23 protein-coding genes are annotated in these 26329 nt (G+C 54.0%); 11 read left to right on the top strand and 12 right to left on the bottom strand.

Going from position 1 to position 26329, the window contains the following annotated elements:
- Positions 1-94 precede the first annotated feature (94 nt).
- The 5 genes from ACRBCU_RS16390 to arsH are packed head-to-tail and all read left to right on the top strand — an operon-like array spanning position 95 to position 4640.
- Positions 95-1108, top strand: coding sequence for a succinylglutamate desuccinylase/aspartoacylase family protein (locus ACRBCU_RS16390; RefSeq protein WP_431366465.1), 1014 nt, complete (start codon positions 95-97; stop codon positions 1106-1108).
- Positions 1109-1110: 2 nt separating this feature from the next.
- Complete coding sequence (locus ACRBCU_RS16385) at positions 1111-2085, top strand: threonine ammonia-lyase (RefSeq protein WP_431366464.1); 975 nt, start codon at positions 1111-1113, stop codon at positions 2083-2085.
- Positions 2082-2747, top strand: coding sequence for an aquaporin (locus ACRBCU_RS16380; protein ID WP_431366463.1), 666 nt, complete (start codon positions 2082-2084; stop codon positions 2745-2747). Before ACRBCU_RS16385 ends, ACRBCU_RS16380 begins: the two co-directional genes overlap by 4 nt.
- Positions 2740-3933: a MalY/PatB family protein gene (locus ACRBCU_RS16375; RefSeq protein ID WP_431366462.1), complete on the top strand. Its 1194-nt coding sequence runs from the start codon at positions 2740-2742 to the stop codon at positions 3931-3933. The genes ACRBCU_RS16380 and ACRBCU_RS16375 overlap by 8 nt, the downstream gene beginning before the upstream one ends.
- Positions 3930-4640 (top strand): arsenical resistance protein ArsH, encoded by a 711-nt coding sequence (arsH, locus tag ACRBCU_RS16370; RefSeq protein ID WP_431366461.1) that lies wholly within the window; start codon positions 3930-3932, stop codon positions 4638-4640. The genes ACRBCU_RS16375 and arsH overlap by 4 nt, the downstream gene beginning before the upstream one ends.
- A 15-nt stretch (positions 4641-4655) precedes the next feature.
- Here the strand turns inward: arsH and ACRBCU_RS16365 are convergent, their stop codons facing one another.
- The 6 genes from ACRBCU_RS16365 to ACRBCU_RS16340 form a co-directional block, all read right to left on the bottom strand.
- Positions 4656-7784, bottom strand: coding sequence for an efflux RND transporter permease subunit (locus tag ACRBCU_RS16365; RefSeq protein WP_431366460.1), 3129 nt, complete (start codon positions 7782-7784; stop codon positions 4656-4658).
- Positions 7781-8935, bottom strand: coding sequence for an efflux RND transporter periplasmic adaptor subunit (locus ACRBCU_RS16360; protein WP_431366459.1), 1155 nt, complete (start codon positions 8933-8935; stop codon positions 7781-7783). Before ACRBCU_RS16360 ends, ACRBCU_RS16365 begins: the two co-directional genes overlap by 4 nt.
- A 158-nt stretch (positions 8936-9093) precedes the next feature.
- A complete protein-coding gene (locus ACRBCU_RS16355; RefSeq protein ID WP_431366458.1) occupies positions 9094-10347 on the bottom strand; it encodes a calcium-binding protein in 1254 nt (417 codons plus the stop codon).
- Positions 10348-10475: 128 nt separating this feature from the next.
- The gene (locus tag ACRBCU_RS16350; protein WP_431366457.1) at positions 10476-11261 is read right to left on the bottom strand and encodes a carnitinyl-CoA dehydratase; all 786 of its coding nucleotides are present in this window, start codon (positions 11259-11261) and stop codon (positions 10476-10478) included.
- Positions 11258-13300, bottom strand: coding sequence for an acetate--CoA ligase family protein (locus tag ACRBCU_RS16345; RefSeq protein WP_431366456.1), 2043 nt, complete (start codon positions 13298-13300; stop codon positions 11258-11260). Before ACRBCU_RS16345 ends, ACRBCU_RS16350 begins: the two co-directional genes overlap by 4 nt.
- 3 nt (positions 13301-13303) lie before the next feature.
- Positions 13304-14464 (bottom strand): acyl-CoA dehydrogenase family protein, encoded by a 1161-nt coding sequence (locus tag ACRBCU_RS16340; protein ID WP_431366455.1) that lies wholly within the window; start codon positions 14462-14464, stop codon positions 13304-13306.
- 176 nt (positions 14465-14640) lie between these two features.
- Between ACRBCU_RS16340 and ACRBCU_RS16335 the strand changes: the two genes are divergently transcribed.
- Both ACRBCU_RS16335 and ACRBCU_RS16330 read left to right on the top strand, forming a co-directional pair.
- Positions 14641-15642 (top strand): type I glyceraldehyde-3-phosphate dehydrogenase, encoded by a 1002-nt coding sequence (locus ACRBCU_RS16335; RefSeq protein ID WP_431366454.1) that lies wholly within the window; start codon positions 14641-14643, stop codon positions 15640-15642.
- Positions 15643-16437 (top strand): phytanoyl-CoA dioxygenase family protein, encoded by a 795-nt coding sequence (locus tag ACRBCU_RS16330; RefSeq protein WP_431366453.1) that lies wholly within the window; start codon positions 15643-15645, stop codon positions 16435-16437.
- 57 nt (positions 16438-16494) lie between these two features.
- On the opposite strand, the gene gap (ACRBCU_RS16325) is transcribed toward ACRBCU_RS16330, so the two are convergent.
- The 3 genes from gap (ACRBCU_RS16325) to gap (ACRBCU_RS16315) all read right to left on the bottom strand — a co-directional run bounded on the left by gap (ACRBCU_RS16325) (position 16495) and on the right by gap (ACRBCU_RS16315) (position 18852).
- Positions 16495-17496: a type I glyceraldehyde-3-phosphate dehydrogenase gene (gene gap, locus ACRBCU_RS16325; RefSeq protein ID WP_431366452.1), complete on the bottom strand. Its 1002-nt coding sequence runs from the start codon at positions 17494-17496 to the stop codon at positions 16495-16497.
- A gap of 85 nt (positions 17497-17581) precedes the next feature.
- On the bottom strand, positions 17582-17725 hold the full coding sequence (locus ACRBCU_RS16320) for a hypothetical protein (RefSeq protein WP_431366451.1): 144 nt from the start codon (positions 17723-17725) through the stop codon (positions 17582-17584).
- A gap of 122 nt (positions 17726-17847) precedes the next feature.
- The gene (gene gap / locus ACRBCU_RS16315) at positions 17848-18852 is read right to left on the bottom strand and encodes a type I glyceraldehyde-3-phosphate dehydrogenase (RefSeq protein ID WP_431366450.1); all 1005 of its coding nucleotides are present in this window, start codon (positions 18850-18852) and stop codon (positions 17848-17850) included.
- 232 nt (positions 18853-19084) lie between these two features.
- On the opposite strand from gap (ACRBCU_RS16315), the gene ACRBCU_RS16310 reads away from it, so the two are divergent.
- Complete coding sequence (locus ACRBCU_RS16310; RefSeq protein WP_431366518.1) at positions 19085-20041, top strand: DUF808 domain-containing protein; 957 nt, start codon at positions 19085-19087, stop codon at positions 20039-20041.
- A gap of 72 nt (positions 20042-20113) precedes the next feature.
- On the opposite strand, the gene ACRBCU_RS16305 is transcribed toward ACRBCU_RS16310, so the two are convergent.
- Both ACRBCU_RS16305 and tkt read right to left on the bottom strand, forming a co-directional pair.
- Entirely contained in the window at positions 20114-21220 is a 1107-nt protein-coding gene (locus ACRBCU_RS16305) for a THUMP domain-containing class I SAM-dependent RNA methyltransferase (RefSeq protein ID WP_431366449.1), read from the bottom strand.
- 43 nt (positions 21221-21263) lie between these two features.
- Entirely contained in the window at positions 21264-23285 is a 2022-nt protein-coding gene (gene tkt, locus ACRBCU_RS16300; protein ID WP_431366448.1) for a transketolase, read from the bottom strand.
- 212 nt (positions 23286-23497) lie between these two features.
- On the opposite strand from tkt, the gene ACRBCU_RS16295 reads away from it, so the two are divergent.
- A complete protein-coding gene (locus tag ACRBCU_RS16295) occupies positions 23498-24043 on the top strand; it encodes a hypothetical protein (protein ID WP_431366447.1) in 546 nt (181 codons plus the stop codon).
- Positions 24036-24431, top strand: a complete 396-nt coding sequence (locus ACRBCU_RS16290) for a cell division protein ZapA (protein WP_431366446.1) — start codon at positions 24036-24038, stop codon at positions 24429-24431. Before ACRBCU_RS16295 ends, ACRBCU_RS16290 begins: the two co-directional genes overlap by 8 nt.
- Before the next feature lie 247 nt (positions 24432-24678).
- Here ACRBCU_RS16290 and ACRBCU_RS16285 read toward each other — a convergent pair whose 3' ends face one another.
- Positions 24679-25281, bottom strand: coding sequence for a sulfite oxidase heme-binding subunit YedZ (locus ACRBCU_RS16285; RefSeq protein WP_431366445.1), 603 nt, complete (start codon positions 25279-25281; stop codon positions 24679-24681).
- A gap of 328 nt (positions 25282-25609) precedes the next feature.
- Between ACRBCU_RS16285 and ACRBCU_RS16280 the strand changes: the two genes are divergently transcribed.
- Complete coding sequence (locus ACRBCU_RS16280; protein WP_431366444.1) at positions 25610-26323, top strand: 50S ribosomal protein L21; 714 nt, start codon at positions 25610-25612, stop codon at positions 26321-26323.
- The last annotated feature ends 6 nt before the right edge of the window (positions 26324-26329 follow it).

Genomic DNA, 26329 nt, shown 5'->3' with positions numbered 1-26329 from the left:
ATTGCCCGAAATATCAATTCTTGACAAGTATCTCAGCTGGACGTACCTCAATAGTCACTTCGGTAATTGCCGAAATGAAGCGGGAGGCGTCGCCGTGGCGGGAACTTCGATAGCATCAGAAGTTGATTTTGAAGCAACTGGTAAACACGCAGGCTTTTTGCGCGTCCCGCACTCTGTGCATCGCTCGGCGTATGGATGGATCGGCGTTCCGATTGTGTCGATAAAGAACGGTTCAGGGCCAACACTGGTGATTATGGCGGGCAATCATGGCGACGAATACGAAGGGCAAATAGCAGTTGCAAACCTTGCCCGCACTTTGAAATCCGCTGACCTTCAGGGGCGGGTGATTTTGTTGCCAATGGTGAACGCACCCGCAGCCAGCGCAGGATTGCGCACATCGCCCATTGATTCTGGCAACCTCAATCGACTTTACCCCGGCGATCCAAGTGGCACGCCAACAGAAATGATTGCCCATTATGTCGAAGAAGTCATCTTGCCGTTGGCGGACTATGCGATCGATCTGCATTCGGGTGGCAGCTCGCTGTTTTACCCACCGACGCTTTTACGCGGCATGGGGCATAGCGCGCAGGAGGCTGAAGCTTTGATGCGTCTGCAAGAGGCGTTTGATCTGCCCTATGCGTGGGTCTTCACCAGCGGCGGCGGGCGCCAGAGCACAGCGCGCACCGCTATGGGCGCGGCCAATCGAAAGGGCGTGATCAATGTCATGGCAGAACTCGGCGGTGGCGGCGATGTGACGCCCGACATACTGCGCCGTACGGAGCGGGGTTTGAAACGGGTTCTGCATAGTCTTGGAATGCTGCCTGATTACTCCCCCGATGCGACGCGCGGCACCCGCGAGTTAAACGCGCAAGGGTCAATCTATGCGTATTCAACTGGGTTGTTTGAGCCGTTGAAAGAGATTGGTGAGGATGTCGCGAAGGGCGAATTGGTTGCATTTATTCATCGCCCCGATACCCCCGAGGCCGAGCCAGAAAAGATTACATCGCCCTATGCTGGGATTGCCTTGTGCAAACGCGCTATGGCGCAGGTAAAGCGCGGCGATGCTCTGTTTCAAATTGCCTCTGATGCGCGCGCGTCGAGCGATTAAGCATGACGCAACTCCCAGTCAGTTTCGATGATGTCCAAACCGCTCAACACGCGTTGAAGGGCGTGGTTCATCGCACTCCCGTTCTTGAGAATGGCGAGGTCAATGATCTGCTTGGCGGGCGTTTGCTGCTGAAAGCTGAGAATTTTCAACGCACTGGCGCATTTAAGCTGCGCGGCGCGTACTATCGATTGTTGAACCTGACGCCAAAGCAACGCGCCTGCGGCGTCGTCAGCTATTCGTCGGGAAACCACGCGCTGGGTCTTGCGCGCGCGGCGCAAATGCTCGGCACTTCAGCGATACTTGTTATGCCCAGCGATGCCTCCACGGCCAAGATGCGCGCAACCCAAAAGCTAGGCGCTCAGATCGTAACTTTTGAGCGTGATACCCAGCAGAGCCGCGACGTCGTTGCCCGTACCCAAGCCGAAACAAGCCGCATTGAGGTTCCGCCAAGCGCCCATCCGCAGGTTCTTGCCGGGGCAGGGACCGCAGCGCTGGAACTTCTCGAAGATGCATCTGCATTAGACACCGTCGTTGTGCCATGTGGCGGGGGCGGTCTAACAGCGGCAAGCGCCATCGTCATGGCGTCTGGCGCGCCAAGCACCAAAGTTTTCGCTGCCGAGCCTGAGTTGTTCGATGACACCAAGCGATCACTCGTTGCGGGTAAACCTGTGCCTAATCCAGTGGGCCAGCGCACGATCTGCGACGCAATTATGACGCCCATTCCGAATGATGTGACCTTTCCGATCAATCTCGAACTTCTTGCAGGCGCAGTCACGGCGAGCGATCAAGACATACGCGCGGCAATGCGGTTTGCGTTTGAGCATTTCAAAATCGTGTGCGAGCCGGGCGCAGTAGCGGGCCTTGCGGCGATTTTGAACGGGCAGATCGCTATCAAAGACAAGGTTGTGGCGACTGTCATAACAGGTGGAAACATCGACGCGGCACGGTTCTGCGCCCTCATAGGAGATAAGGCATGACCTTAGAAAGACGGCTCATGGCCGAATGGCTTGGTACGTTTTCGCTTTTGGCGACGGTCATCGGATCGGGCATCATGGCAGAACGCCTGGCAGACGGGAACGTCGCTATCGCGCTTTTGGGCAATACTATTCCAACGGGCGCAATTCTTGTCGTGCTCATCACGATCTTTGGCCCGATTTCGGGGGCGCATTTCAATCCTGCGGTTACGTTGAGTTTTGCGCTTCAGCGCCAGATCACCTCGCGCGATGCGGTTTTTTACGTTTTTGCACAAGTGCTTGGCGGCATCGCTGGCGTCCTCGCGGCGCACGTAATGTTCGAGCATCCTCTGATTGACCCCTCCAGCACCGCGCGCAGTGGAACGGGGCAATGGGCAGGCGAATTCGTTGCTACATTCGGTTTGATTGGCACGATTTTGGGCTGCATCAAAGTCAGCCCAAAGTCGGTTCCAATGGCGGTCGGACTTTATATAACCGCCGCGTATTGGTTTACTTCGTCCACGTCCTTTGCAAATCCGGCGGTCACAATCGCGCGCGGGTTTTCGGATACTTTCGCAGGTATCGCGCCGATGGATGTTGCAGCATTCATCGCCGTGCAATTGATCGCGGCGTTCTTGGCAACATGGTTCTTTAGCTGGCTTTTGGCGGAGGTTGGTGATGACTGAGGTATTTGATTTCGACGCCCCAATCGATCGCCGTGAGGTCCCCGCCTTAAAGACGCATCCCATAGTGCTGGGCGCGGACGGGGCCGATCTTTTTCCCGCAGGCGTCGCTGATATGGATTTTCGCGTTGCGCCAAGCATCTTGAGCGCACTGGAAAAACGCGCGTTGCATGGTGTGTTTGGTTATGAGGCTGTGCCTGATGGTTTGATCCCAGCCCTGCGCAGTTGGTTGCTGACCCGACATGGCTGGCAGGTTGAGCCGCCAGATATTCTGCGCGCGCCCAATGTGCTCAATAGCATTTCGATGGCGCTGAACCTTTTCACCAAAGCGGGGGACGGGGTCATTGTTCAACCGCCCGTGTTTTTCGACTTCAAGGACATACTTGAGGAGAATGGTCGCAGGATGGTTGAAAATCCGTTGCTGTTGATCGCTGGGCGCTATGAAATGGACTTCGCAGGACTTGAAACGCTTGCATCTGATCCCGCGACCAAGATGCTGTTCATGTGCAATCCCCAAAACCCCGTAGGCCGCGTTTGGAGCAAAGATGAGCTGCTGCGCCTTGGGGGTATTTGCCGAAAACATGGAGTTCTTGTTGTTGCCGATGAAATTCATGGCGATATCACCTTGGGTGGGCATGCTTATACGCCCTTCGCAAGCATTTCTGATACGGATGCAGACAATAGCATTACCTGCCTTTCACCCGCCAAAAGTTTTAACATCGCATCGTGTTGTAGTGCGTTTACGGTTGTTCCAAACCCTGAGCGGCGCAGAGCCTTCATGGCCGAGAACAGTCGCTTAACGGTCAACAAAAACAACGCATTCGCCAGTGTTGCGATGCAGGCGGCTTATGAAAGCGGCGCTGCGTGGCTTGATGCAGCTATCGGGTATATCGAAGGCAATCTGGCTCTCGTGCGCGCGCGCGTTGAACCTGTGCCAGAGGTCACTTTGATCGAGCCAGAAGGGACGTTTTTGCTCTGGCTCGATTTTCGCGCGCTTGGGCTCGCTCCTGACGATCTCACTCAATTCCTGCGCGAGCAAGCTGGCTGGGCGATCACGCGCGGCATTGCCTTTGGAGAGAGCGGCGCCGGCTTTGCCCGATTGAATATCGCATGCCGCCGCGCGCGTTTAGATCAGGCGCTCGGCGCGCTGATCACTGCAATTACCAACCACCGAAAGCCGACAAAATGAACGATGCGCCAAACATTGAAAACACGCATTTTCGCGCAATTGATGAGCAACGCTTAATGACTACTGAAGGGCCAAGCCATGCACCGCGCATTTTGCTGCTCTACGGTTCTTTGCGCCAGCGCTCGTTTTCGCGTCTAATGACAGAAGAAGCTGCGCGCGTTTTGGTGCGTTTTGGGGCCGAGACAAGGACGTTTAATCCCAGCGGTTTGCCGCTGCCAGGGGATGCGGACGAGGAGCATCCCAAAGTGCAGGAACTCCGCGATCTGGTTGCGTGGAGCGAAGGCATGGTTTGGTGCTCACCCGAGCGCCATGGTGCGATGACTGGTATCATGAAAACGCAAATTGACTGGATTCCACTGTCGCTTGGCGCGGTGCGACCTACACAAGGAAAAACGCTTGCTGTGATGCAGGTGAATGGCGGCTCGCAGAGCTTTAACACTGTCAACCAGTTGCGCATTTTGGGGCGTTGGATGCGGCTTTTGACCATTCCGAACCAGTCCTCGACGCCAAAGGCGTTTCTGGAGTTTGACGAGGATGACCGGATGAAGCCTTCACCGAACTATGACCGAATGGTTGATGTGATGGAGGAGCTGGTCAAGTTTACCCTTCTGACGCGCGGTCGGGCCGATTACCTTGTCGAGCGTTACAGCGAGCGCAAGGAAACAGGGGAAGAGTTAATCAAACGGGTCAACCAAACATCGATCTAAAGCGTTTGGTTGCTGCTATCCTATTTGAACACTCTTTACGCCGCGCTGGCTTCGGTTTGCGCGGCGCTCTGCTAGCATCAGCATTGCGGGCGTAACGATCAACGTCAGGATGGTTGCAATCACCAGACCACCCGCAATTGCCGAGCTAAGTTCTGTCCACCACTGGGTCGAGGGTGCGCCATAAACGATGTCACGTGTGAAGAAGTTCAAGTTCACACCAATTACCATCGGCATCAGGCCCAAAGCAGTTGTGACAGAGGTCAAAATCACGGGCCGTAATCGCTGCGCGCCCGTACGCAGGGCGGCCTCAAGCGGGGATTGCCCTGCTTTTTTGAGGTCATTGTAGGTATCAATCAGCACGATGTTGTTGTTCACCACGATGCCCGCCAAAGCGATCACGCCAATGCCGCCCATCACCACGCCAAATGGCCGTCCTGTGACGATCAAACCTAGCAAAACCCCTGCAATGGAAAAGACAATCGCGCTCATCACGATAAAGGCTTGGAAGAAGTTGTTAAATTGCAAAACCAAGATCACAAACATCAGGAAAATGGCTGTAACGAAAGCCCCGACGAGAAAAGTCATGCTCTCGGCTTGATCCTCTGCTTCGCCCGCAAACGAGAACTCTACACCGGCGGGCAGCTCTGCTGCATCCAGCGCCGTAGTTAGCGCGATGACTTGATCATTTACCAAAACACCGGGTGCAACATTTGCTTCAATCGTGGTGACGCGCTTTTCGTCTATGCGGCGAATTATGCCGGTTCTTTCGGACGGGGCGAACGTCACAAAGTTAGAAATTGGGACAAGTCCAGATGTGGTTGGCACCCGAAGGCTTGCGAGTTCGGCAAGCGAGCGTTCTTCGCGTGGAAACCGCACACGTATATCGAGCGAGCCGTCAATGTCATCGGGACGGTAATCGGCGACAGTGATGCCTTGGGTCAAAAGTTGCACCGCTTGTCCAAGCAGGCTTACATCAGCGCCATATCGCGCCGCTTCCGCGCGATTGACAAGGATCGAAACTTCAACCCCGGGCACAGGGCGCGTGTCGGTCACATCCGTAAAGCCACCAATGCGCTCCATAGTATCGCGCACTTGCTGAACCGCGGTTGATTGCACATCCGGGTTGCGCGCTGTGATTTGCAGGTTAACGGGCTTGCCAGCTGTTGGGCCGCCGCTTTCGGTTTGCACCTGAACATCAATGCCTGCGATATCGGCAACACTTTGACGAATATCAACGCCGATCTCGGCTGCGGTGCGGCGCGTGTCCCACGGCGTTAGCTCTAGCTGCAAAGTGCCAATGGTTTCTTCATCGCCTTGTCCTGCGCTCATCATCGAGCGCGCATAAATGCTGGCGATTTCATCATAGCCAAGCAGTCGATTTTCCACGGTGCGAACTAGTGCATCACGCTCAAAAATAGAGAAATTATCGCGCGCACGTACTTGCACCTGCATAAAGTCAGGCTCGACCGATGGGAAAAAACTGATGCCCTTGCCGAATTGTCCATAAAGACCAAAGCCACCGAGCAACATTGCAATGGCAAGCAAGAGCGTCGCAGCAGGGCGGGTGATCGCCCTTTCAAGCAGACGTACATATGCGCCGGTAAACCCACCCATTTGACGAGGATCGCCAAGCTCAGCGGCATAAAGCGCAGCCTTTGCCTTTGCTGTTTGAGGTTGACGTTTTCCGATCAACCCACCGACAACAGGGATAAAGATCAGCGCCATAAAGAGCGAGGCAAACAGGGTGAAGATTACCGTGATGGGCAGGAACTTCATGAATTCGCCCACCATCCCAGTCCAGAACAATAGCGGGAAGAAAACGCTTAACGTTGTTGCGGTTGACGCAATGATCGGCCAAGACATCCGCTTGGCGGCAAAGGCGTAAGCGTCCTTTGCTGATGCTCCTTCCTGCAGTTTTCGATCTGCGAGCTCAGTGGTGACAATCGCGCCATCCACGAGCATGCCAACGACAAGGATGAGGGAGAACAAAACAACGATATTCATCGTGTACCCCATCGCCCAAAGCGCGATAACGCCCGCTAGAAATGCGCCTGGAATGGACAGACCAACAAGGATTGCAGAGCGCGAGCCGAGCGCGAAAACGATAACAATCATCACGAGGATCACTGCCGCGATTACATTGGCTTCAAGATCGCTCAGCATGTCTTTCACTTGCTTGGATTGATCCTGCAAGTAGGTCACTTCAACGCTATCGGGCCAGTCAACACGTAGCTCTTCGATCAACGCTTTTACATCGGCAACCGTATCGATGATATTTGCGCCAGATCGTTTGGTGACTTCCAATGCCAAAGCAGGTTGGCCATTGATCCGCGCAAAGGAACTGGGGTCTTCAAAGGTACGCCTGATCGTAGCCACATCCGCGAAGGTCACAACAGCATTGCCGCGCACCTTAACTGGCATCGCCATAACATCGCTGAGGTCTTCAATAAGCCCCGGAACTTTGAGCACAATACGCCCGGATCCCGTTTCGATTGCACCCGCTGCAATCAGGCGGTTGTTTCGCTGGATCTGGCCGATAAGTTCATCAAAGGACAGGTTGTAGGTTTGAAACACAGTCGGGTCGATCAGAACTTCAAGAAATTCAAAGCGTTGACCGCCGATTTCGGCCTCCAAAACCCCTTCAAGACCCTCAATCTCTTCTTGCAAATGCTCGGCGAGATTGTTGAGCGTACGCTCTGGTACAGGACCAGATAGGATCGCTGTTATGATTGGAAAGAGGGCTGTGTTGATCTCAGTAATCGTTATGTCGCGTGCATCTTCGGGCAGATCGCTTTGGGCGCGGTCTGCGGCTTGGCGCACCTTATCCAATGCGGCCTGATTGTCGCCGCCGGGGCTAAATTCCAACTGGATGCTGGCAAAACCTTCGGAGGCATCCGATTTCATACTGTCGAGGCCAGAAATGGAGGCAAATTCTGTTTCCATAGGCTCAAGCAAAAGCCGCTCGGCGTCTGTTGGGCTAATGCCATCGAGGCCCGTTGAGGCATAAAACAGGGGTAAAGGCACCTCTGGATTTGCCTCTTTGGGAATGGCGACATAGGCGTATGCCCCAACGGTGAGGACCATGAGCAGAGCCATGACCACAACCCGCGAGCGCGAGAAGGCCGCGTTGATCAGAGCGTTCATTGACCCACAACCTCGGCGCTCGGCGCGACGATTTCGGCCTCATTTACATAACCTTGCCCAATCGTAATGACATCGGCGGCGTCTGGCAGGCCCGTTACCCAAATCCCATCGATCTGTGCTTTGACAATCTCAATCTTGTGGAACTCGACAACATTCTGCGCGTTCACGGTCTTGACGCCCAGAGTGCCCTCTGTGTTGAGCGAGACGATCGAAGGCGAGAGGAAATGCGCATTCGTCTCGCCCGTGGGGATCGTAACTTCCGCTGAAATACCCGCAGGCACGGCTCCGTCTTGGTTCTCAACCGTGATTTCGGCAAGAAAGGTGCGTGTTTCAGACGCAGCGGAGGTTCCAACAAAACTCACTGTCCCAACGCGCTCTTCACCTGTGATAAAGCGCACTTGCGCAGGCAATCCGACGGCAAGGCGGGTGAGGGACTGTTGCGGCACTTGAATGGCGACAGTCAGCGGCGTGATATCGACGATGCGGCCCACTTCGCTGCCTGTGGATACGAATTCGCCTTCATCGAGGTCCAGGGTTTCAATGCGCCCCGCAAACGGGGCGGTAATGGTTAGCGATTTCGCGTTTTGCTCAATAGAGATTACGCTCGCTTGCGCCGCTGCGAGGCTTGCGCGGGCTTGAGCCACGCGATCCTTTGTGGAAACGCCGCGCTCCAAGAGGGCTTCAGCGTTGTCAAACTCTCGTTGGGCGCGTGCAAGTTCTTCGTTGGCACGGTTGGCATCTGCGTCGTTGTTGGTCGGATCAAACCGAGCGATCACTGCGCCAGCCTCAACATCTTGACCTTTCGACACAAGAACCTCTGCGATGTCACCAGAGGTTTCCGCCCGCATTTTCGTGTCGCGATCGGGCAGGGCCTGTCCTTCTGCGCGGTAGAACTGGGTAACCGTTTTTGCGTGTGATGTGCTCACGGCAACAGCAACGGGCTTGGGCTCTTCGCGTGTTATCGTTGTGTCGGTGTTCTCTGACGGGAAAATGAAGCCGCTGCCCATCCAAGCAACAATCGCAACGAGCAAAATTGCGGCGATCCAAGTGGATCGCGATGCGCCTTTGTCAGAGGTGAACTCAAGCGGCGCGGGCGTTTGGATGTCCGCAATCTCTGCATCTACTTGGGGCGCTTTGACGGCTTTGCTCATGGGGTCGTTCCTTACAGGCAAAAGGATGCAGCATCGGATGTATTTGGTAGCGGCGTTGTGCTCGTCAAGTGCTGCCGAGGCAGGTTAATTAAAAAAGACGTATTTTCAGGATAGCTTTCCGATGCCACCTAAAACATGTTCTCTCCAATAGCGGTTGATCAGAAAATGAAATCACTTGCGGAATAGGCCAATCCGATCCCGATATCGTCAACAGAGATACCCTGCAAAAGCAGCGTGCTCTCTGGCGTAAAGATTTCGGCCTCTCCACCATTGTCTCGTAGATGGTTTGCAAGCAGGTCGGAAAAGTCCGTGATCGCAATCACGCCGCTCAAATCAATGTCTTCGGCATTTCTGCTGTTAAAATCGGTGATCGTATCGTCGCCAAAACCATCGTTGAACACAAATCGGTCATCGCCCTTGCCGCCGGTCAAAACGTCATTGCCGCCACCGCCCTCCAAAGTATCCATCCCTCTGCCGCCGCCAATGGTTTCGTCTTGATCAGAGCCGTTGAACGTATCGTTGCCTCTGCGCAACTTGAACGCGCTGCCATCAACATAAGTTTGAATGCCGGTAAGATCGAAGGTGTTGGCGTTTGCAGTGCCTTCAATCAAGGTGTTGCCTGCGTCGAAGTTTTCGATAGCAGTAAGATCAAATCCCTCTATCGCGCGGCCACCATAATGAACCGTGTCGACGCCGCCTCCACCATTGATCAGGTCAATCGAAGCATCGGCTACGCCTGTATAGATGTGATCTGCGCCTTTGCCGCCTAGCATCGTATCCACGCCGCCGCCTCCGCGCAGAATGTCTTGTCCACCTCTGCCTTCAATCGTGTCATCGCCTTTGCCGCCATGCACATCCTCGGCTTGACCCGAGCCAACAAAAACGTCCGAGCCACGTTTCAATTCAAAAACATTGCCGTTCACGTAGGATTGCACACCTTTCAAATCAAAGGCGTCATCTTCGCTGGTTCCGATCACGGTTAACCCAGAGGCATCGAAGTTCTCGATGGAGGTAAAGCTAAAGCCCTTAATCGCAAAACCGCCATAGACGAGGGTGTCCGTGTCAGTTCCCCCATCAATCGCGTCAATTTCGCCATCTGCGAAACCGGTATGCAGGAAATCATTCCCACTTCCGCCCGTCAGAACATCTATGCCGCCGCCCCCTTGAAGCGTGTCGGAACCATTGCCGCCAATAACCTGCTCGGCAGCGATAGAGCCGACGAACTGATCCGCACCGTCGCGCAACTCGAATAGATTTGCGCCCTCATAAGTGAGAATTCCCGTGAGGTCGAAAATGTTGCCCGTGGCTGTGCCCGTAATCAAAGACATTTGCGCATCGAAGTGATCAAAGCCTGAAGCCACGTCGAGCGTCAGGCTGGGAAGATCAGCACCAGAATAGAAAAAAGTCGCCATGAAAAAATACCCTGTTCAAAATGAATGCGATCAGAGTGCGCCTCATTTAGTTTTGAGTCAAATTTGCACAGGGTCAGGCGCGTCAGCGCTGCTAGCAAAATGCCAATTTTTGTTGGGCTTTAGAGCGCTTAGCGCCCTTTCCAAACCGGATCACGTTTCTGCGCAAATGCGCGCGCGCCTTCAAGTTGATCCTCTGAGGTGTAAAGCGTTTCAACGGTTTTGAACTGGCTTTTGGTGATTTTGTTCAACGCATCCTGGAACTTCATATCCTCGGCTTCACGCACAACTTCCTTAATCGCGGCGTAAACAAGCGGGGGGCCAGAGGCGAGCAATTCTGCCAGCTTTCGCGCTTCTGTCATCAAGTCCTGCGCAGAGTAAACATAGTTTATCATTCCCCAACGCGCGGCTTCATCAGCGTCTAACCAGCGACCTGTGAGCAACATATCCATTGCAATGTGATAGGGGATGCGTTTGGGCAATTTGATGCTCGCAGCATCAGCGACCGTGCCAGAGCGAATTTCAGGTAAGGCAAAGCTGGCATGATCGGCGGCAAGGATCATGTCCGCGCTCAGAGCCAGCTCAAGGCCTCCGCCACAACAGATGCCGTTAATAGCAGCAATCACAGGCTTGTTCAGGTGCGGCAGCTCTTGCAAACCGCCAAATCCGCCAACGCCGTAATCGCCATCCACTGCATCGCCGTCAGCGGCGGCTTTCAGATCCCATCCAGGGCAAAAGAACTTGTCGCCAGCCCCCGTAATGATCGCCACACGCAGTTCAGGATCATCGCGAAAGTCTTTGAAAACTTGCCCCATTATGCGGCTTGTTGCCAGATCAATCGCATTGGCTTTTGGGCGATCTAGCGTGACTTCGAGGATGTGACCGTTGCGAGATGTTTTGATTGGGGTTTCGCTCATTTCTTGTCTCCTTGAACAATAAGCGCATCTACAGCGGTAGCACGCGACGCTGTGCAAAGCAGCGGATTTATCTCAACTTCTTGTACTTGCCCGTGATGCGCAATCACATAGTTCTGAACCGCGTCACTCGCCTTCCATAAAGCACTACGATCAATGGCTTGGCCATTGCGATAGCCATCCAAGACGGGGGCGCAGCGAAGGTTTTTCAGCGCGTCAGTGACTTCTTCTTGCGTCACAGGCAGGATGAGGGAGGTCGTGTCTTGCAATAATTCGGTATGCGTTCCGCCAGCGCCTAGCGTCAAAACATAGCCGTGCGCAGGATCCAAAGTAACGGCTACCAACAACTCAACGACCGCATTTTCTATCATTTCTTCAACGAGATACTGATCGCACCTCATCTGCGTTGCCGCGTTCTTCACGTCATCAGGCGTGCGCAATCCGACCTTAACAGCGCCTGCATCAGACTTATGGGCAAACCCCATTCCCTTAAGCACCCAAGGTGCCTTGAGGGTATCAGCCTTCTTCGCAGCTTCATCCACTGAATTGGCCAAGAGAGATGAAGGTATATCCATGCCAAACCGCATTAAGGCCTCTTTGGCGTCTTTTTCAGAAAGCACCTTTGCATCAATGGGGGTGCGCGCCGTTAGCACAGGGGCTGCGAGCCGTGGGTTGATCTGCGCCAATCGAATAGCGCGCAGCGCGTGGTCCATTCCTGACAGAGGAACGACGCCGTGGGACAATAGCGTCTCTGCGATCTCCTCCGGAAACGTATCTGGCAAAGAAGACAGGACCGCGACGGGCACATCGCTTGTTTTTGCCGTTTCTACGATGGCCTCAACTGCGATATCCCAATCGGACAGCGCGCAGCGATCGGGACGTGGAAAATCTAATACAATCAGGCCTATGGAGATATCGGCGTCAAACAATGCGGTAAACGTGTCTCGCATCGCGTCCTTCTGTGCCCAGATATAAGTGTGATAATCTAGCGGGTTCGCAAGCGCGACCTTGGGGCCTAACGCCGCCCTAAGCGCAGTTGACTGTCGCTTGCTCAGAGCGGGGAAACCGACCTTTTCTGTTTGACCTAAGTCAGCGATCAAACTTGCCTCACCACCAGAACAAGACGCAGAGGCAATCTGCGTTGATTTAAGCGGCCCCGCAACATGCCAAATCTTGAGCAATTCAAGAAATGTGCTTAAGTCATCGCATTGCGCGATGCCAAGGCGGGCCAGCAAGGCCTGTGCGCCAACATGGCTTCCGGCCAGCGATGCCGTGTGCGAAACAGATGCAAGTTGAGCTTGCTCAGAACGTCCAACTTTCAAGGCGCAAATTGGCTTTTTAAGTTCATGTGCTACTTTAATAAGGTCTTCTAGTGCCTTGATATTTTGGATACCTTCGATGTGAAGTCCAAGGCAAGTAACCTGAGGATCGCGCAACAATTCGACACCGATCTGCGCGAGGTCCGTTTGGGCTTGGTTGCCAGCGGTAACAACATAGGCCACAGGCAAAGCGCGGGTTTGCATGGTCAAATTTATCGCGATGTTCGAACTTTGTGTGATGATCGCGACGCCGCTTTCAACGCGTTTTCCGCCGTGCTGATCCGGCCATAAAGCCGCGCCATCAAGGTAGTTAAGAACTCCGTAACAATTGGGGCCTAGGATCGCCATTTCGCCCGCCGCGGCAAGTAGCTCGGCCTGTAGGTCCGCGCCATCGGCCAGTTCTGCCGTGGCTTCTGCAAAGCCAGAGGCAAAACAAACAGCGCCGCCTGCGCCGCGCTTTGAAAGAGAGGAAAGGCACTCAATGGTCACATGACGATTTACACCAAGAAAGCTCGCGTCGGGCGCATCTGGCAGGCTATCAATTGCGCTATAAACGCGGCGACCAGCGATCTCTGACTTTGTTGGATGAACGGGCCAGATCGAGCCAGTAAAGCCAATGCTCTCGCATGTTTTAATAACATTTCGACACCATGCACCGCCACCGACGACGGCGATTGAGCGGGGTCGCAACAAGCGATCAAGGCCAGTCCGCAGAGCGCTCATCGGTTAAGCACCAAGAGGGCGAAGCAAATCGCGGCTGATAATGTGACGCTGAATTTCGCTCGTCCCATCCCAAATACGTTCAACCCGCGCATCGCGCCAAAATCGCTCGATAGGAAAATCATCCATCAACCCCATACCGCCAAATATCTGCAAAGTTGTATCTGTCACCCGCGCCAGCATTTCTGTTGCATAAAGCTTGGCGCTTGCGATTTCACGGTTAGCTGGCAGTTCTTGATCGAGGCGCCATGCCCCTGACAGTGTTAACCAATCTGCGGCGTCGATTTCTGTGATCATATCTGCAATTTGAAAGCTGACGCCTTGGAACTTTCCAATTTGCTGTCCAAATTGTTGGCGCTCAGCTGAATAGTTTAAAGCATAGTCAAAGCAACGGCGCGCGCGCCCAACGCTAAAGGCCGCGACTGTGAGGCGCGTGGCGTAGAGCCATTCGTTCATCACAGCAAATCCGCTATCTACCTCACCGAGGACTTGTGCATCGGGCAGGCGGCAATCGGTGAAATCGAGAATGTAGTTCTTATATCCGCGGTGCGAGACCGATTTGTAACCTTCACGCGCTTCGAAGCCTGGTGTTCCACGATCAACCAAGAAGGCGGTTATACGCTTTTTCGGACCCTTCGGAGTTTGATCTTCGCCCGTTGCAATGAAAACGATAAAGAAGTCCGCATGCTCGCCGCCTGAAATAAAGTGTTTTGATCCGTTGATCACCCAATCGCCACCATCGCGAACCGCACTGCATTTCATCCCGCGCACGTCTGATCCCGCTTGGGGTTCTGTCATGGCAAGCGCATCCATTTTTTCACCGCGCACGGCAGGCAGTAGGTAACGTTCGCGCTGCTCGCCCTCACAAGCCATCAAGATGTTCTGTGGTCGCCCAAAGAAGTGAGTCAATGCCATTGATCCACGACCCAACTCTCGCTCGACTAAGGTGAAATCAAGATGCGACAAGCCCGCGCCGCCAACCTCCTCAGGGAAGTTGCAGGCGTAAAACCCCAGATCGATCACCTTTTGCTTTATTTCTTCGCCAAGCTCATGCGGAACATGACCTGTGCGTTCGACTTCGGTTTCAAACGGGTAGATTTCGTTCTCGACAAAGCTTCTGACCGTCTCGACGATCATGTTTTGCTCTTCACTTAATCCAAATTGCACGGCGGAATTCCAGTCTTTTGTTTCTTTGAATGTCGTTGCTTCTTTGTGACTTGGCGCTTTGGTCGCGACATGGCCTGTCTGTTTGCGACCCAATTGAAATATTGTCGCGTTTGCAAGGCAAGAATTGGTACAATTGTGCGCTTGGAATGCAGCGTGCTTTGAGCCAATGATTAAGCATGACACAGAAATCCACACGCATCGCATTGAATGGGTTTGGGCGTATTGGTCGCTCGATCCTTCGTATTCTAAAGCAACAGGACTTGCCGTTTGAGCTGGTGTTGATCAACGACATCCAGCCGCTCGATGTTTGCGCTTATCTATTTGAATATGATAGTGTTTTTGGAAGATTTGACGGCACTGTCGACACGAAAAACGGCGCGTTGATCTTAGATGGCACACCCGTTCCATTCCATCATACGGATGATCTAAGCACGCTTGATCTTGTTGGGGTCGACGTCGTTTTGGAATGCACAGGTCTTGCTGGAAACCGCGCAGTTGCAACGCGCGGCTTGGACGCAGGAGCAGCCTCGGTTTTGATCTCTGGCCCCTCCGATACGGCGGACAAAACGATCGTTTTGGGCGCGAATGAGCAAGAGCTGGGCTCGGCGCGGATTGTTTCAAATGCATCCTGCACAACCAACGCTCTGGCGCCTTTGTTGCACATCTTGGATCAAACCTATGGCGTTGAAAGCGGTCATATGACGACTGTGCATTGCTACACAGGCAGTCAGCCGACGGTGGACAAACCTGGCGCGGATTTTGCGCGCAGTCGCGCTGCGGCCTTGTCAATGGTGCCGACAACAACGAGTGCGCAGCGCCTGACGGACGAAGTTTTGCCGCATCTTGCCGGGAGGATCGAAGCCCGTGCAATTCGGGTGCCAACGGCAAGCGTGTCTGCGATTGACCTCACGGTACAAACGCGAGCGCGCGTTAGGGCGGATCAGGTGCGTGCGTGCCTTAAAGAGCACGCGAGCGGCGAGATATTGGGCTGGACCGAGCAACCCTTGGTGTCTTCGGACTTGCGGATGCGGCCAGAATCGCTTGTTCTGGTTGGACCAGAGTTGTCGGTTTCAGTCGGCGGCTTGCTACGGGTTTTTGGATGGTACGATAATGAATGGGGCTTTTCTATGCGCATGCTGGAGTTGGCAACACGTATGACACAACGGGAGAGGCAATAGATGCACGATCTGGTGACGCAAGAACAGGTCGACGCATTTCAGCGCGACGGCGTGGTGCTGATCAAAGGGCTGTTTGCTGGCTATGTTGAAACTCTGCGCGCTGGGGTCCAACGCAACATCGATGATCCAGGGCCCTTTAGCGCCGAAAACTTGAAAGAGGGCGAGGGCGGTCGTTTCTTTGACGACTACTGCAACTGGACGCGAATTCCAGAGTTCGAGGATGTGGTCAATAATAGCGCGGCGGCAGAAGTAGCGGCGGATTTGATGTGCTCAAAGAGCGTGCAGATGTTCCATGATCATGTGTTGGTAAAAGAGCCAGGAACGTCAAAGCCAACGCCTTGGCATACGGATGGGCCGTACTACTTTGTCGAAGGGCAACAAACGGTTAGCTTTTGGTCGCCGCTAGATCCGGTAACTGATGCTTCCTTGCGCTGCGTTGCTGGATCGCACCTTTGGGAAAAACCAGTGCTGCCGACGAGATGGCTGTCTGAGGAAGATTTCTATCCAGATGCGGACGCTTACATGCCAGTTCCTGATCCGGATGCCGAGGGTATGATTGTGCGCGAATGGGCGATGGAGCCGGGAGACGCAGTCGCCTTCAACTATTCGATTCTGCACGGCGCACGGGGCAATGAAACAAAGCAGCGCAGACGCGCGTTTTCACTTCGTTTGCTTGGCGATGATGCACGCTACGTAGAGCGCCCGGGTCCAACGTCTCCGCCATTTCCCGGGCACGATATGAACGCAGGGCAGCGCTTGCGAGAAGATTGGTTTCCCATTCTTTACCGTCGTTAAGGGTGCGATTTTTCTGCGAAAAATCGCGGGGCGCAAATCCTTCGCAGAAGGATTTGGCTACAGAAACTTACCCATCGCAACAGCTGTATCTGCCATGCGATTAGAGAAACCCCATTCGTTGTCATACCAAGCAAGGATACGGCACATATTTCCGTCCATGACCTTGGTTTGGTCCGCAGCAAAAATTGAACTGTGGGGATCGTGATTGAAATCCATCGAAACCAGTTTGCGTTCTGAGTAGTCCAAAACGCCTTTAAGAGGCCCATGTGCAGCAGCCTCAATCGCTGCGTTAATCTCTTCAACACTTACATCTCGGCTCGCCTCGAAAGTCAGGTCAACCGCTGAAACATTGGGAGTTGGTACGCGAATGGCGACCCCGTCAAGCTTGCCAGCGAGCTCAGGCAACACAAGCCCAACGGCTTTGGCCGCGCCTGTGGAGGTCGGGATCATGCTCAGCGCAGCGGCGCGGGCGCGATAGAGATCACTGTGCATCGTATCCAGTGTCGGCTGATCACCCGTGTAGCTATGAACTGTCGTCATAAAGCCACGTTTGATGCCGATGGCGTTGTTCAAAACGCTTGCCACAGGCGCAAGGCAGTTCGTGGTGCAAGAGGCGTTGGATACAATGTGATCTTCTGGACCAAGCACATCGTCATTTACACCGTAAACGATTGTTTTATCTGCGCCCTTGGACGGGGCAGAGACGAGAACACGGCTTGCGCCATTCTCAAGGTGAACCTTGGCTTTTTCTTTGTCTGTAAAGATACCAGTGCATTCCAGAACGATGTCTACTTCACCCCAAGGCAGATCGGCAGGGTTGCGGATTGCGCTTACCGCAATCGGGCCGCGTCCAACATTGAGTGATGTTTCATCATGGGTAACTGGGGCCGGGAAGCGGCCATGCACGCTATCGAATTGCAGCAAGTGGGCATTGGTTTCCACTGGGCCGAGATCATTGATGGCGACAACTTCGATGTCCGTACGATTACTTTCGATAATTGCACGCAGCACATTGCGGCCGATACGTCCAAAACCGTTGATTGCTACTTTAAGGGTCATGTCTCATTCCTCGGGCTTGAGCTGTTAGCGCTAACAATTCCAAAACAAGGCTAGAGTCAAGGCCTTGTAAGACCTGAGCATCGGATTAACGCCAGAACGCCATCCATTCAGTCATTTCCGTGAACTTTTTTGCGAGGAACAGAAGGTTGCTGCCACCTGTCAGCACCATATCGCTCAAGAGTGCGACGACGATGAGAGCGCCAAGAAAGATTGCGATTGGGTTTGTCATTGTGGCTCTGCTTTGTGGACATGTGCAACATGCGTCAGAGCGGCGCGAATGCCAAGATGCAAAACCCCCGCACTACACATGGGTAGGCGGGGGCGTTTTCGAGATCGAAATTTGTAAAGAGCTTAGTGGTTCAAGCGGCCAAGGGCGGCGGCTACGTCTGCCATACGCGCAGAGAAGCCCCACTCGTTGTCATACCAAGCGAGGACCCGCACTGTGCGGCCGCCCACAACCTTGGTCTGATCAGGTGCAAAAATCGAGCTATGTGTCGTGTGATTGAAGTCAATCGACACCTTCGGCTCTGGATCATAGGACAGAACTGAACCCATCTGTCCCGCAGCAGCTGTTTGCACTGCGGCATTGACGTCTTCTACGGTTACATCGCGCTTTGCTTCAAATGTAAGGTCAACAGCTGAAACATTTGGCGTGGGTACACGCATGGCTGTTCCGTCAAGTTTGCCCTTGAGGTTTGGCAATACTTCACCCAAAGCTTTTGCCGCGCCGGTTGAGGTCGGGATCATCGCCATTGCGGCTGATCGCGCTCGGTAAAGATCGGAGTGGCGACGATCAAGCGTTGGCTGATCCCCCGTGTAGGAGTGAATTGTTGTCATGATGCCGCGCTCAATGCCAATAGATTCGTCCAGAACTTTTGCCAGCGGGGCAAGGCAGTTCGTGGTGCATGATCCGTTGGAAATCATTGAATCGCCCGCTGCGAGATCACGGTGGTTTACACCATAGACGATTGTCTTTTCGACGTTTTTGGCAGGGGCAGAAATAAGAACCGCTTTTGCGCCGCGTTCAATATGAACACCCGCTTTGTGACCGTCATTGAAGTTGCCTGTGCACTCTAGAACAACATCGCAACCAGACCAGTCGAGCTCTTGTGGGTCATAGGTCGAAAACATTTCCATCGGGCCGCGGCCCAAATCCATTGTATTGCCTTTGATTTTGACTTCCCCGGGAAAACGGCCGTGCACACTGTCATAGCGCAAAAGGTGGGCGCTGGTTTCGAGAGGGCCAGTGGCATTTACTTTAACAACCTGTACGTCATTGCGCGCGGCTTCTGCGATATGCGCAAGGGTTGAGCGACCAATGCGGCCAAATCCGTTGATTCCTAGAGTGACGGTCATTCTGGTCTCCTAAAGTGCTGCCATTGGCGCGGGTATAGCTGTGCAAGTGCAGCGTGACCAAGCCAAAAAGGTCTTTTGTGCAATGTGTTAGCGTTAAATGTTACCGCTTTGCGCATGGTGGCGCTAACGAACGCATGGGCGCGCGCAGGTGATTGCGGTAACAGGTGTAAAAGCAACGATTGAGCGCGATAATAGTGATTCGATCAAGACAGACGAAACGAAGGGTACGAATATGAGTGGTTTGCTGGCTTTGCTGGATGATGTGGCCGCGATTGCAAAGGTTGCAGCGGCATCATTGGATGATGTGGCAGCGCAAGCTGTGAAAGCAGGGAGCAAAGCGGCAGGCGCGGTTATTGATGATGCGGCTGTGACGCCAAAATATGTTCAAGGCTTTGACGCCAAGCGAGAGCTTCCAATCATATGGCGCATTGCGCGTGGCTCTTTGTTGAATAAGCTCTTGATCTTATTGCCTTTGGGTCTTGCCCTATCTGCCTTCGCGCCTTGGCTTATTCCGCCCTTGTTGATGCTTGGCGGCGCATATCTGTGCTTTGAAGGCGCAGAGAAGATCGCCCATTGGTTATTTCATCATGAGGACAGCCATACGGACTCTTACGAAAGCGGCGATCCTGCGCATTTGGAAGAAGAGAAAGTGAAAGGTGCGATCAAGACAGATTTCATTCTTTCCGCTGAGATAATGACAATTGCTTTGGCGGCAATTCCAGAGAGCAGCTTTTGGATGGAGGCCGCTACTTTGGCGCTTGTTGCAATCGGGATCACAGTGGCTGTTTACGGATCGGTTGCTTTGATTGTGAAGGCTGACGATGTGGGCCTCGCGATGGCGGGAGGGCGATTTGCTGCGTTTCGTGCGCTTGGCCGCGGGATTGTCAGTGCGATGCCGAAGGTTATGAAAACACTTACAATTGTTGGAACGGGTGCAATGCTTTGGGTCGGCGGGTCGATCATTATTCACAGCTTGAAAGATCTGGGTTGGAAGACGCCATATTCTTTGATTCATGACCTTGCAGTGAAGGTAGCGGCTTTGGTTCCCGAAGGAGCACAGGGCGCGGTAGAATGGGGCGCGACGGCTTTTGCGGATGGGGTGTTCGGTTTGGCGTTAGGGCTGTTGCTCATTCCAGTTGTTAGCAAAGTGATCACGCCAATTTGGAGCGCGGTTTTTAAGCGAACATAAGGTTTCCAATCACTGACGTGATTGGACCGACTGGGGGCTTTGCCCCCAGAGTTTACTTGGAAAATGAAGAGTTTAGGTCAGCCGCTTTGTTTGATGGAGGCGCACTTTTAGTCCGCCATGGGGGATTGGTGCGCTGCTTGTAGTAAAGGGCAGGCCCGTGGTTTGAGCGAGGCCCATATCCGTTGTGATGATCGCAACGCGCCAGCCTTTGAAGCGGGTTTTCAGGGTCTTCCCGAGCGCGCCATAAAGCGCAAATAGTTGCTTTTTGTCACCGATCCGTGCGCCGTAGGGTGGGTTCATTATGAGCAACCCCGCCGCGCCTTTGGGGCATTCCAGATCGCTGATAGAGGCCTTGGTAAAGAGGCAACTTTCGCCGACACCCGCGCGGTTTGCATTTGCTTTTGCGTTGTCAATCGCCCCTGGATTGCGATCTGATCCGTAGAATTGGCATTGCGTGTCATGGCGTGTTTGAACGGATTTCAACTCGGCCCAGCGTTCGGGCATAAAGCTTGCAAGATGTTCAAAGGCGAATGCGCGCGAGCGCCCAGGCAGAAGGCCGTGCGCGATTTCGGCGGCTTCAATCGGGAAGGTTCCCGAACCGCACATTGGATCAAGGACAGGCTCTGTGCCATCAAAGCCAGCGGCGCGTAGAAACAGAGATGCGAGATTTTCTCGCATCGGGGCCTTGCCGACAGCTTCTTTATGGCCGCGCTGATGGAGCGGCGTTCCAGATGTATCTACCGAAAAAGTGCATAGGTTATCTTCGATCCGCACCATGATCTTGATTGCGTCTTCACCGCCAATGGGGAGGCGCATGCGTTCATGGATTGCGCGTTCGATGCGTTCTTTGGCAGCGCCAGCGTGGTAGATTTTGGATTTGCGCGTCGTGACGTCAACTTTAACCGGGACATCCTTGCGCAACAGGGCGTGCCAATCGAGTTCACGCGTTTGCTTTTCGAGCTGGCTCAGGTTGAAGCTGCGAAAATGTGCGAACCTTGCGAGGATGCGCGATGTGCCGCGCAGGGTGAGGTTGGCGCGCATAACGTTGGGCCAGAGGCCGAAAAAACTTACGCCGCCAGCCGTGGCTGTTGCGCCTTTGAAACCTGCTTCTAACGCTTCGGCTTCCAGAATGGGCTCTAACCCCGGTGGGCAAGCACAGAAGATTTCAAAGGGCTTCATAAGAAATTGGGGGTAGGGTGCGTGGTTTCACGCACCCTCCGTCTCATAGGCCCAAAAGGGCTTTGACTTTGGCGACAGTCGCTTCAGCAGTGATGCCAAAGTGCTCATAAAGCTCGCCCGCTGGGGCAGATGCGCCAAAACTATCCATGCCAACGAAGTCCGCTTTTGCTTCGCGGCCACGCTCACCAAGGAGCCACTGATCCCAGCCCATACGCACGCCAGCTTCGATTGCAACGCGCACTGGACCGCCCGGCAGAACGCGCTTGCGATAGGCGTCGTCTTGCGCGGCAAAAAGTTCCATGCAGGGCATAGACACAACGCGTGTTCCGATGCCTTCCGCGTGTAGGGCGTCGCGCGCTGCCAAAGCGATTTCCACTTCAGAGCCTGTGGCCATCAAGATAACCTGACGCTTGCCTTCTGCATCTGCCAGAACGTAACCGCCTTGCGCGGAAAGGTTCTTGGTTTTGTGCTCAAGGCGCACAGTTGGCAGGTTCTGACGGGAAAGCGCCAGAACGGATGGCGTTGTTTTGGCTGTCAAAGCCACTTCCCAAGCCTCTGCCGTTTCAACCGTATCCGCTGGGCGGAACACATAGGTGTTCGGCGTAGAGCGCGAAATTGCGAGGTGCTCAACAGGTTGGTGCGTTGGACCATCTTCGCCCAGACCAATGGAGTCGTGGGTCATGACAAAGACTGTTGGCACTTTCATCAGCGCCGCCAAACGCATTGCTGGGCGCGCGTAATCGGTAAAGCACATGAACGTGCCGCCATAAGGGCGCACGCCGCCGTGTAGCGCCATACCGTTCATCGCAGAGGACATGCCATGCTCACGAATGCCCCAATAGATATAGCGGCCACCGCGATTGTCCGTGTCAAACACGCCCATATCACCTGTCTTGGTGTTGTTAGAGCCTGTTAGGTCAGCAGAGCCACCAACAGTTTCTTGCATGAGCGGGTTGATCACTTCGAGCGTCATTTCAGATGACTTACGGGTCGCCACCTTAGGCGCGTCCGCGGTGATCTGCTTTTTGAACGCTTTGATCGCTGCGGCCAGTTTCTTGGGTGCTTCCAAATCATAAGCGCGTTTGAACTCGGCCTGTTTGTTTGCAGAAACAGACGCGAAACGCTCGTTCCATGCGGCATGCTCGGCGGCGCCGCGCGCGCCGATCGCTTCCCAAGCGGATTTGATGTCAGCAGGGACTTCAAACGGGCCCGATGTCCAACCGTAGAGCGCTTTGGCTTCTGCCATTTGCTCTTCATTGGTCAATGCGCCGTGACCTTTGGACGTGTCTTGCGCCGCGTGACCCAAAGCGATGTGCGTTTTGCAAGCGATCATTGACGGCTTGCCTGCTTTCTTCGCAGCCGTAATTGCTTCGTCAATCTCAATTGGGTTGTGACCGTCGATTTCCTGAACATGCCAACCAGAGGCTTTGAAGCGTTGCACCTGATCTGTGCGATCAGACAGCTCAACCGTGCCGTCGATGGTGATGTTGTTGTTGTCCCAAAGCACAATCAACTTGCTCAGTTCATGACGACCCGCAAGGCCGATCGCCTCTTGGGAAACACCTTCCATCAGGCAACCATCGCCAGCGATGACATATGTGTGGTGATCCACCAACTTCTTACCGTAACGGGCGCGCTGGATTTCTTCTGCCATCGCGAAACCGACAGAATTGGCGATGCCCTGACCAAGTGGACCAGTTGTCGTCTCAACCGCGTCGATCAAGAAATTCTCAGGGTGTCCCGCTGTCAAAGCGCCTTTTTGGCGGAAGTTTTTGATCTGATCGAGCGTGACCTGCTTGTCGCCAACGAGATACAGCAGCGAATAAATCAGCATCGAGCCGTGGCCCGCAGACAAGATAAAGCGGTCGCGATCATGCCAAAGCGGTGCGCTTGCATCAAACTTTAGATGCTTCTCAAAAAGAACGGTCGCGACATCGGCCATGCCCATAGGCATGCCTGAGTGGCCTGAATTGGCGGCGTGGATCGCGTCCAAAGTCAACGCGCGAATAGCGGCGGCCTTGTTCCAGTGATCAGGATTGGCGGAGCGGAGAGCTGCAATATCCAAAAGGGTCGTCCTTCGTGAGAGGCTGAATGTTAGCGGTAAGTTTTAGCGCTCAATATCAAGCTTCGGGCAAAGATCAAGCGTAGCCCTTAAGTGGTTGATGCATAAGGGGGGAGTATTTTGCTGAGGCTTTGGCTAAACTCGCTTCAAGCCGCACATATATGCGATTCGCGCAAGACGTGCGGCACGAGGAATTGAGGGACGAGGAGAGCACGATGAGCGATATCACCGAGCTCGAGCGCCGGATAACAGCGGCGCTGGATCGAATTGGGACGGGACTAGACGGATTAGAGGCTCCAGCGCCAGCCGGACCTGATCCTGAAACTCTGGCAAAGCTCGAAGCGGCGGAAGCACGCGCGGCGGAGTTAGAGCAAGCACTGACTGATGAAAAACTGGCGAACGCCCAATTGGAAGAGCGGATGAAGTCGGTGCGCGAAACGGCTGACCGGCATGCGTCTGCGATGGACATTCAGGCCTATGAGCAACAGCAAACAACCGCGCGCCTTGACGCCGATTTGCAGCGCCTTCGCCGCGCTGCCGAAGATTTGCGCGCGTCTAATCTGGGCCTTCGTGATGCTTTGGAGAAAGGTTTGGCCGAGCCTCACCTTATTAATAAGGCAATGTTAGCTGAATTAGAGACCCTTCGCGCAACCCGCTCGGTTGAAATTGCCCAAGCCGATACTGTGCTTGCCGCGTTAGAGCCTTTGGTGAAACGTGCGGTGAATGACGCTGCCAACGCAAAGGAGAATTCAGATGCCTGAGGTCGTGATCAAAATTGGCGGTCGTGAGTTTGAAGTTGCGTGCCAAGCGGGCGAAGAGGAATATCTCCATTCGGCGGCTAAAATGCTAGATACAGAGGCGCAAACCTTAGCAAGTCAGATTGGCCGAATTCCAGAGCCGCGTATGTTGCTTATGGCGGGTTTGATGTTGGCGGATAAGACCGCGGCAATGGAGGACAAAGTGGCTCAGGTTGAGGCCCAATTGGCCGAGGTTCAGTCCGCCTTGACGACTTTGCAGAACCAACCTGCGCCTGCACCTGAGCGGGTTGAAGTGCCGGTGATTCCAGCAATCGTGACGGAAACTTTGGCAGAGATCGCAGCGCGCACTGAGAGCTTTGCGGCGGCAATTGAAGAAAAGTCAGCCAGTTAAATCTCTGGCTGACCGCTTTTGTGGCCCTGTTTTCATCTTCCGCGCTTTGTGAACATCTGCGCGGCGTCAGCGATCGGTCAAAGCCCCTCAACGTGCAGATCATCCAGCTTGCGCGTAAGCTTTGCTAACGAAAGCCAACCGGCTTTCTCGGATGCGTTACAATCAAACCTGCCTGTTGCGCCAGCCATTTGCGGCGCTGCCAGCTAAAGTGCTGGGATAGGAACAGGTTTGAGGTTCGACATTCTTGTCAGGCAAGGCTTGCATTGCGCGGGCGCGCGTTTCTCCAGATGCGATAGGTTTCTAGACCCGCGAGAGGGATAAAGTGCACAAGGGCAGGGCCAACGTTGTTATGCACGAATATCCAGTGCACGAGCGTTGCAAGCGCTGCGACGTAAACTGTGCGTTGCAACGGCTTCCAAGACCGCCCCATCTTCTTGAGCGAATAATCATTCGAGGTCACAGCAAGGGGCAAGAAGATGAACAGGGCAAGCCAACCGGTCCAAATCCCGAGTGCAAAGAACTCGCCTAGCATCGCGCGAAGCGTGCCCATATCGACAATGTATAGTAATGTATGGAACGCTGCGTATCCAAAGGCCGCCACACCAATGTGGCGTCTGCGTTTCATCATCCAACGCCAAAACCCGGACGCAGGGAAAAGCATCCGCATGGGCGTGAGGATCATCGCGATGATCATAAAGCGCGCTGCAAATTCACCTGTGGGGTGAAGCAGAATCTCTTCAATTGCCTTTCCGTCTGTATTCGTCGCTCCGTTGATCCACATAGAGAGAAACCCGAAAGCGGGCAGGCTTAGAAGAAGCCAAAAGAAGGGTTTTGAGTTGAGAAGTTTCATAGGTCGCTCTATTCCGTTGCGCTGCTAATGAGGTTAATACGCTGAGCGCACTATGTTCCGTCGCGCGGCCTGACGTTTTTGGGATTCTTTTTTTCCGAGCACCTAATCCCGGCGAAAGGGTGCCAAAACAAGTGAAAAGCGTGTAAAGATCGCTTGACAGTAGGTCTTCATAGCAACATAAGCCGCCTACCAAGGGCGCGAGGTCCGTCTTGCGCTTTGGTGTTATTGGAAATTCGCACAAATGTGCGCGCTGTTTATGGGTGGGGCCGATCCCCAAGAAATGCTGGAAACGGGACCCTAGAGACGCGGTAGACAAGGAAGAACGTAGATGTTCGCGGTAATGAAAACCGGCGGCAAGCAATATAAAGTTCAATCGGGCGATGTGCTTCGTGTTGAAAAGCTGGCTGCTGATGCGGGTGAAACCGTACAATTCAATGAAATTCTGATGCTGGGCGGCGACAAGACTGTCGTTGGCGCACCGAACGTGGACGGCGCTGCTGTTCAGGCCGAGGTCGTAGACCAGATCAAAGGCGACAAGGTTATCAACTTTGTTAAGCGTCGTCGTAAGCACGGCTCCCAGCGTACAAAGGGCCACCGTCAACAACTGACGTTGATCCGCGTTGGCGACATCCTTGCCTCCGGTGGTGACAAGTCTGGCGTAAAAGCAGCAATCGGCGCAGGTTCTGTTGCTGGTGTTGCCGTTGCAGCCGCAGCAGCGAAAGCCGCGCCTAAGAAGGCAGCCGCGAAAAAAGCAGCGCCTAAGAAAGCAGAAGCAGCGGCTCCGGCTGTTGAGGTTGATGGTGTAGAGCCAACAAACCTTTTGAAAGAAGCACGCGGCGGTCAGCCTGATGATCTGAAAAAGATCAGCGGCGTTGGTCCAAAGCTCGAAGGCACACTGCACGAAATCGGTGTTTTCCACTTCGACCAAATCGCAGCATGGGGCCCAGCAGAGATCGCCTATATGGATGATCGTCTGTCTTTCAAAGGCCGCATCGAACGTGACGACTGGATTGCGCAAGCAAAACAGTTCTCAGCAGAATAAGAGGAG

The sequence above is a fragment of the Planktotalea sp. genome (assembly GCF_050633725.1).
Classification (GTDB): domain Bacteria; phylum Pseudomonadota; class Alphaproteobacteria; order Rhodobacterales; family Rhodobacteraceae; genus Planktotalea.
Note: the sequence above shows the minus strand (reverse complement) of the source record. Positions and strands in the feature narration are given on the sequence as shown.

Bases quoted from the DNA above. Each gene is read 5' to 3' on its own strand.
- ACRBCU_RS16385 (WP_431366464.1), top strand. From the start codon at position 1,111: ATGACGCAACTCCCAGTCAGTTTCGATGATGTCCAAACCGCTCAACAC.
- ACRBCU_RS16380 (WP_431366463.1), top strand. From the start codon at position 2,082: ATGACCTTAGAAAGACGGCTCATGGCCGAATGGCTTGGTACGTTTTCG.
- ACRBCU_RS16375 (WP_431366462.1), top strand. From the start codon at position 2,740: ATGACTGAGGTATTTGATTTCGACGCCCCAATCGATCGCCGTGAGGTC.
- arsH (WP_431366461.1), top strand. From the start codon at position 3,930: ATGAACGATGCGCCAAACATTGAAAACACGCATTTTCGCGCAATTGAT.
- ACRBCU_RS16365 (WP_431366460.1), bottom strand. From the start codon at position 7,784: ATGAACGCTCTGATCAACGCGGCCTTCTCGCGCTCGCGGGTTGTGGTC.
- ACRBCU_RS16360 (WP_431366459.1), bottom strand. From the start codon at position 8,935: ATGAGCAAAGCCGTCAAAGCGCCCCAAGTAGATGCAGAGATTGCGGAC.
- ACRBCU_RS16355 (WP_431366458.1), bottom strand. From the start codon at position 10,347: ATGGCGACTTTTTTCTATTCTGGTGCTGATCTTCCCAGCCTGACGCTC.
- ACRBCU_RS16350 (WP_431366457.1), bottom strand. From the start codon at position 11,261: ATGAGCGAAACCCCAATCAAAACATCTCGCAACGGTCACATCCTCGAA.
- ACRBCU_RS16345 (WP_431366456.1), bottom strand. From the start codon at position 13,300: ATGAGCGCTCTGCGGACTGGCCTTGATCGCTTGTTGCGACCCCGCTCA.
- ACRBCU_RS16335 (WP_431366454.1), top strand. From the start codon at position 14,641: ATGACACAGAAATCCACACGCATCGCATTGAATGGGTTTGGGCGTATT.
- ACRBCU_RS16330 (WP_431366453.1), top strand. From the start codon at position 15,643: ATGCACGATCTGGTGACGCAAGAACAGGTCGACGCATTTCAGCGCGAC.
- gap (WP_431366452.1), bottom strand. From the start codon at position 17,496: ATGACCCTTAAAGTAGCAATCAACGGTTTTGGACGTATCGGCCGCAAT.
- ACRBCU_RS16320 (WP_431366451.1), bottom strand. From the start codon at position 17,725: ATGACAAACCCAATCGCAATCTTTCTTGGCGCTCTCATCGTCGTCGCA.
- gap (WP_431366450.1), bottom strand. From the start codon at position 18,852: ATGACCGTCACTCTAGGAATCAACGGATTTGGCCGCATTGGTCGCTCA.
- ACRBCU_RS16310 (WP_431366518.1), top strand. From the start codon at position 19,085: ATGAGTGGTTTGCTGGCTTTGCTGGATGATGTGGCCGCGATTGCAAAG.
- ACRBCU_RS16305 (WP_431366449.1), bottom strand. From the start codon at position 21,220: ATGAAGCCCTTTGAAATCTTCTGTGCTTGCCCACCGGGGTTAGAGCCC.
- ACRBCU_RS16295 (WP_431366447.1), top strand. From the start codon at position 23,498: ATGAGCGATATCACCGAGCTCGAGCGCCGGATAACAGCGGCGCTGGAT.
- ACRBCU_RS16290 (WP_431366446.1), top strand. From the start codon at position 24,036: ATGCCTGAGGTCGTGATCAAAATTGGCGGTCGTGAGTTTGAAGTTGCG.
- ACRBCU_RS16285 (WP_431366445.1), bottom strand. From the start codon at position 25,281: ATGAAACTTCTCAACTCAAAACCCTTCTTTTGGCTTCTTCTAAGCCTG.
- ACRBCU_RS16280 (WP_431366444.1), top strand. From the start codon at position 25,610: ATGTTCGCGGTAATGAAAACCGGCGGCAAGCAATATAAAGTTCAATCG.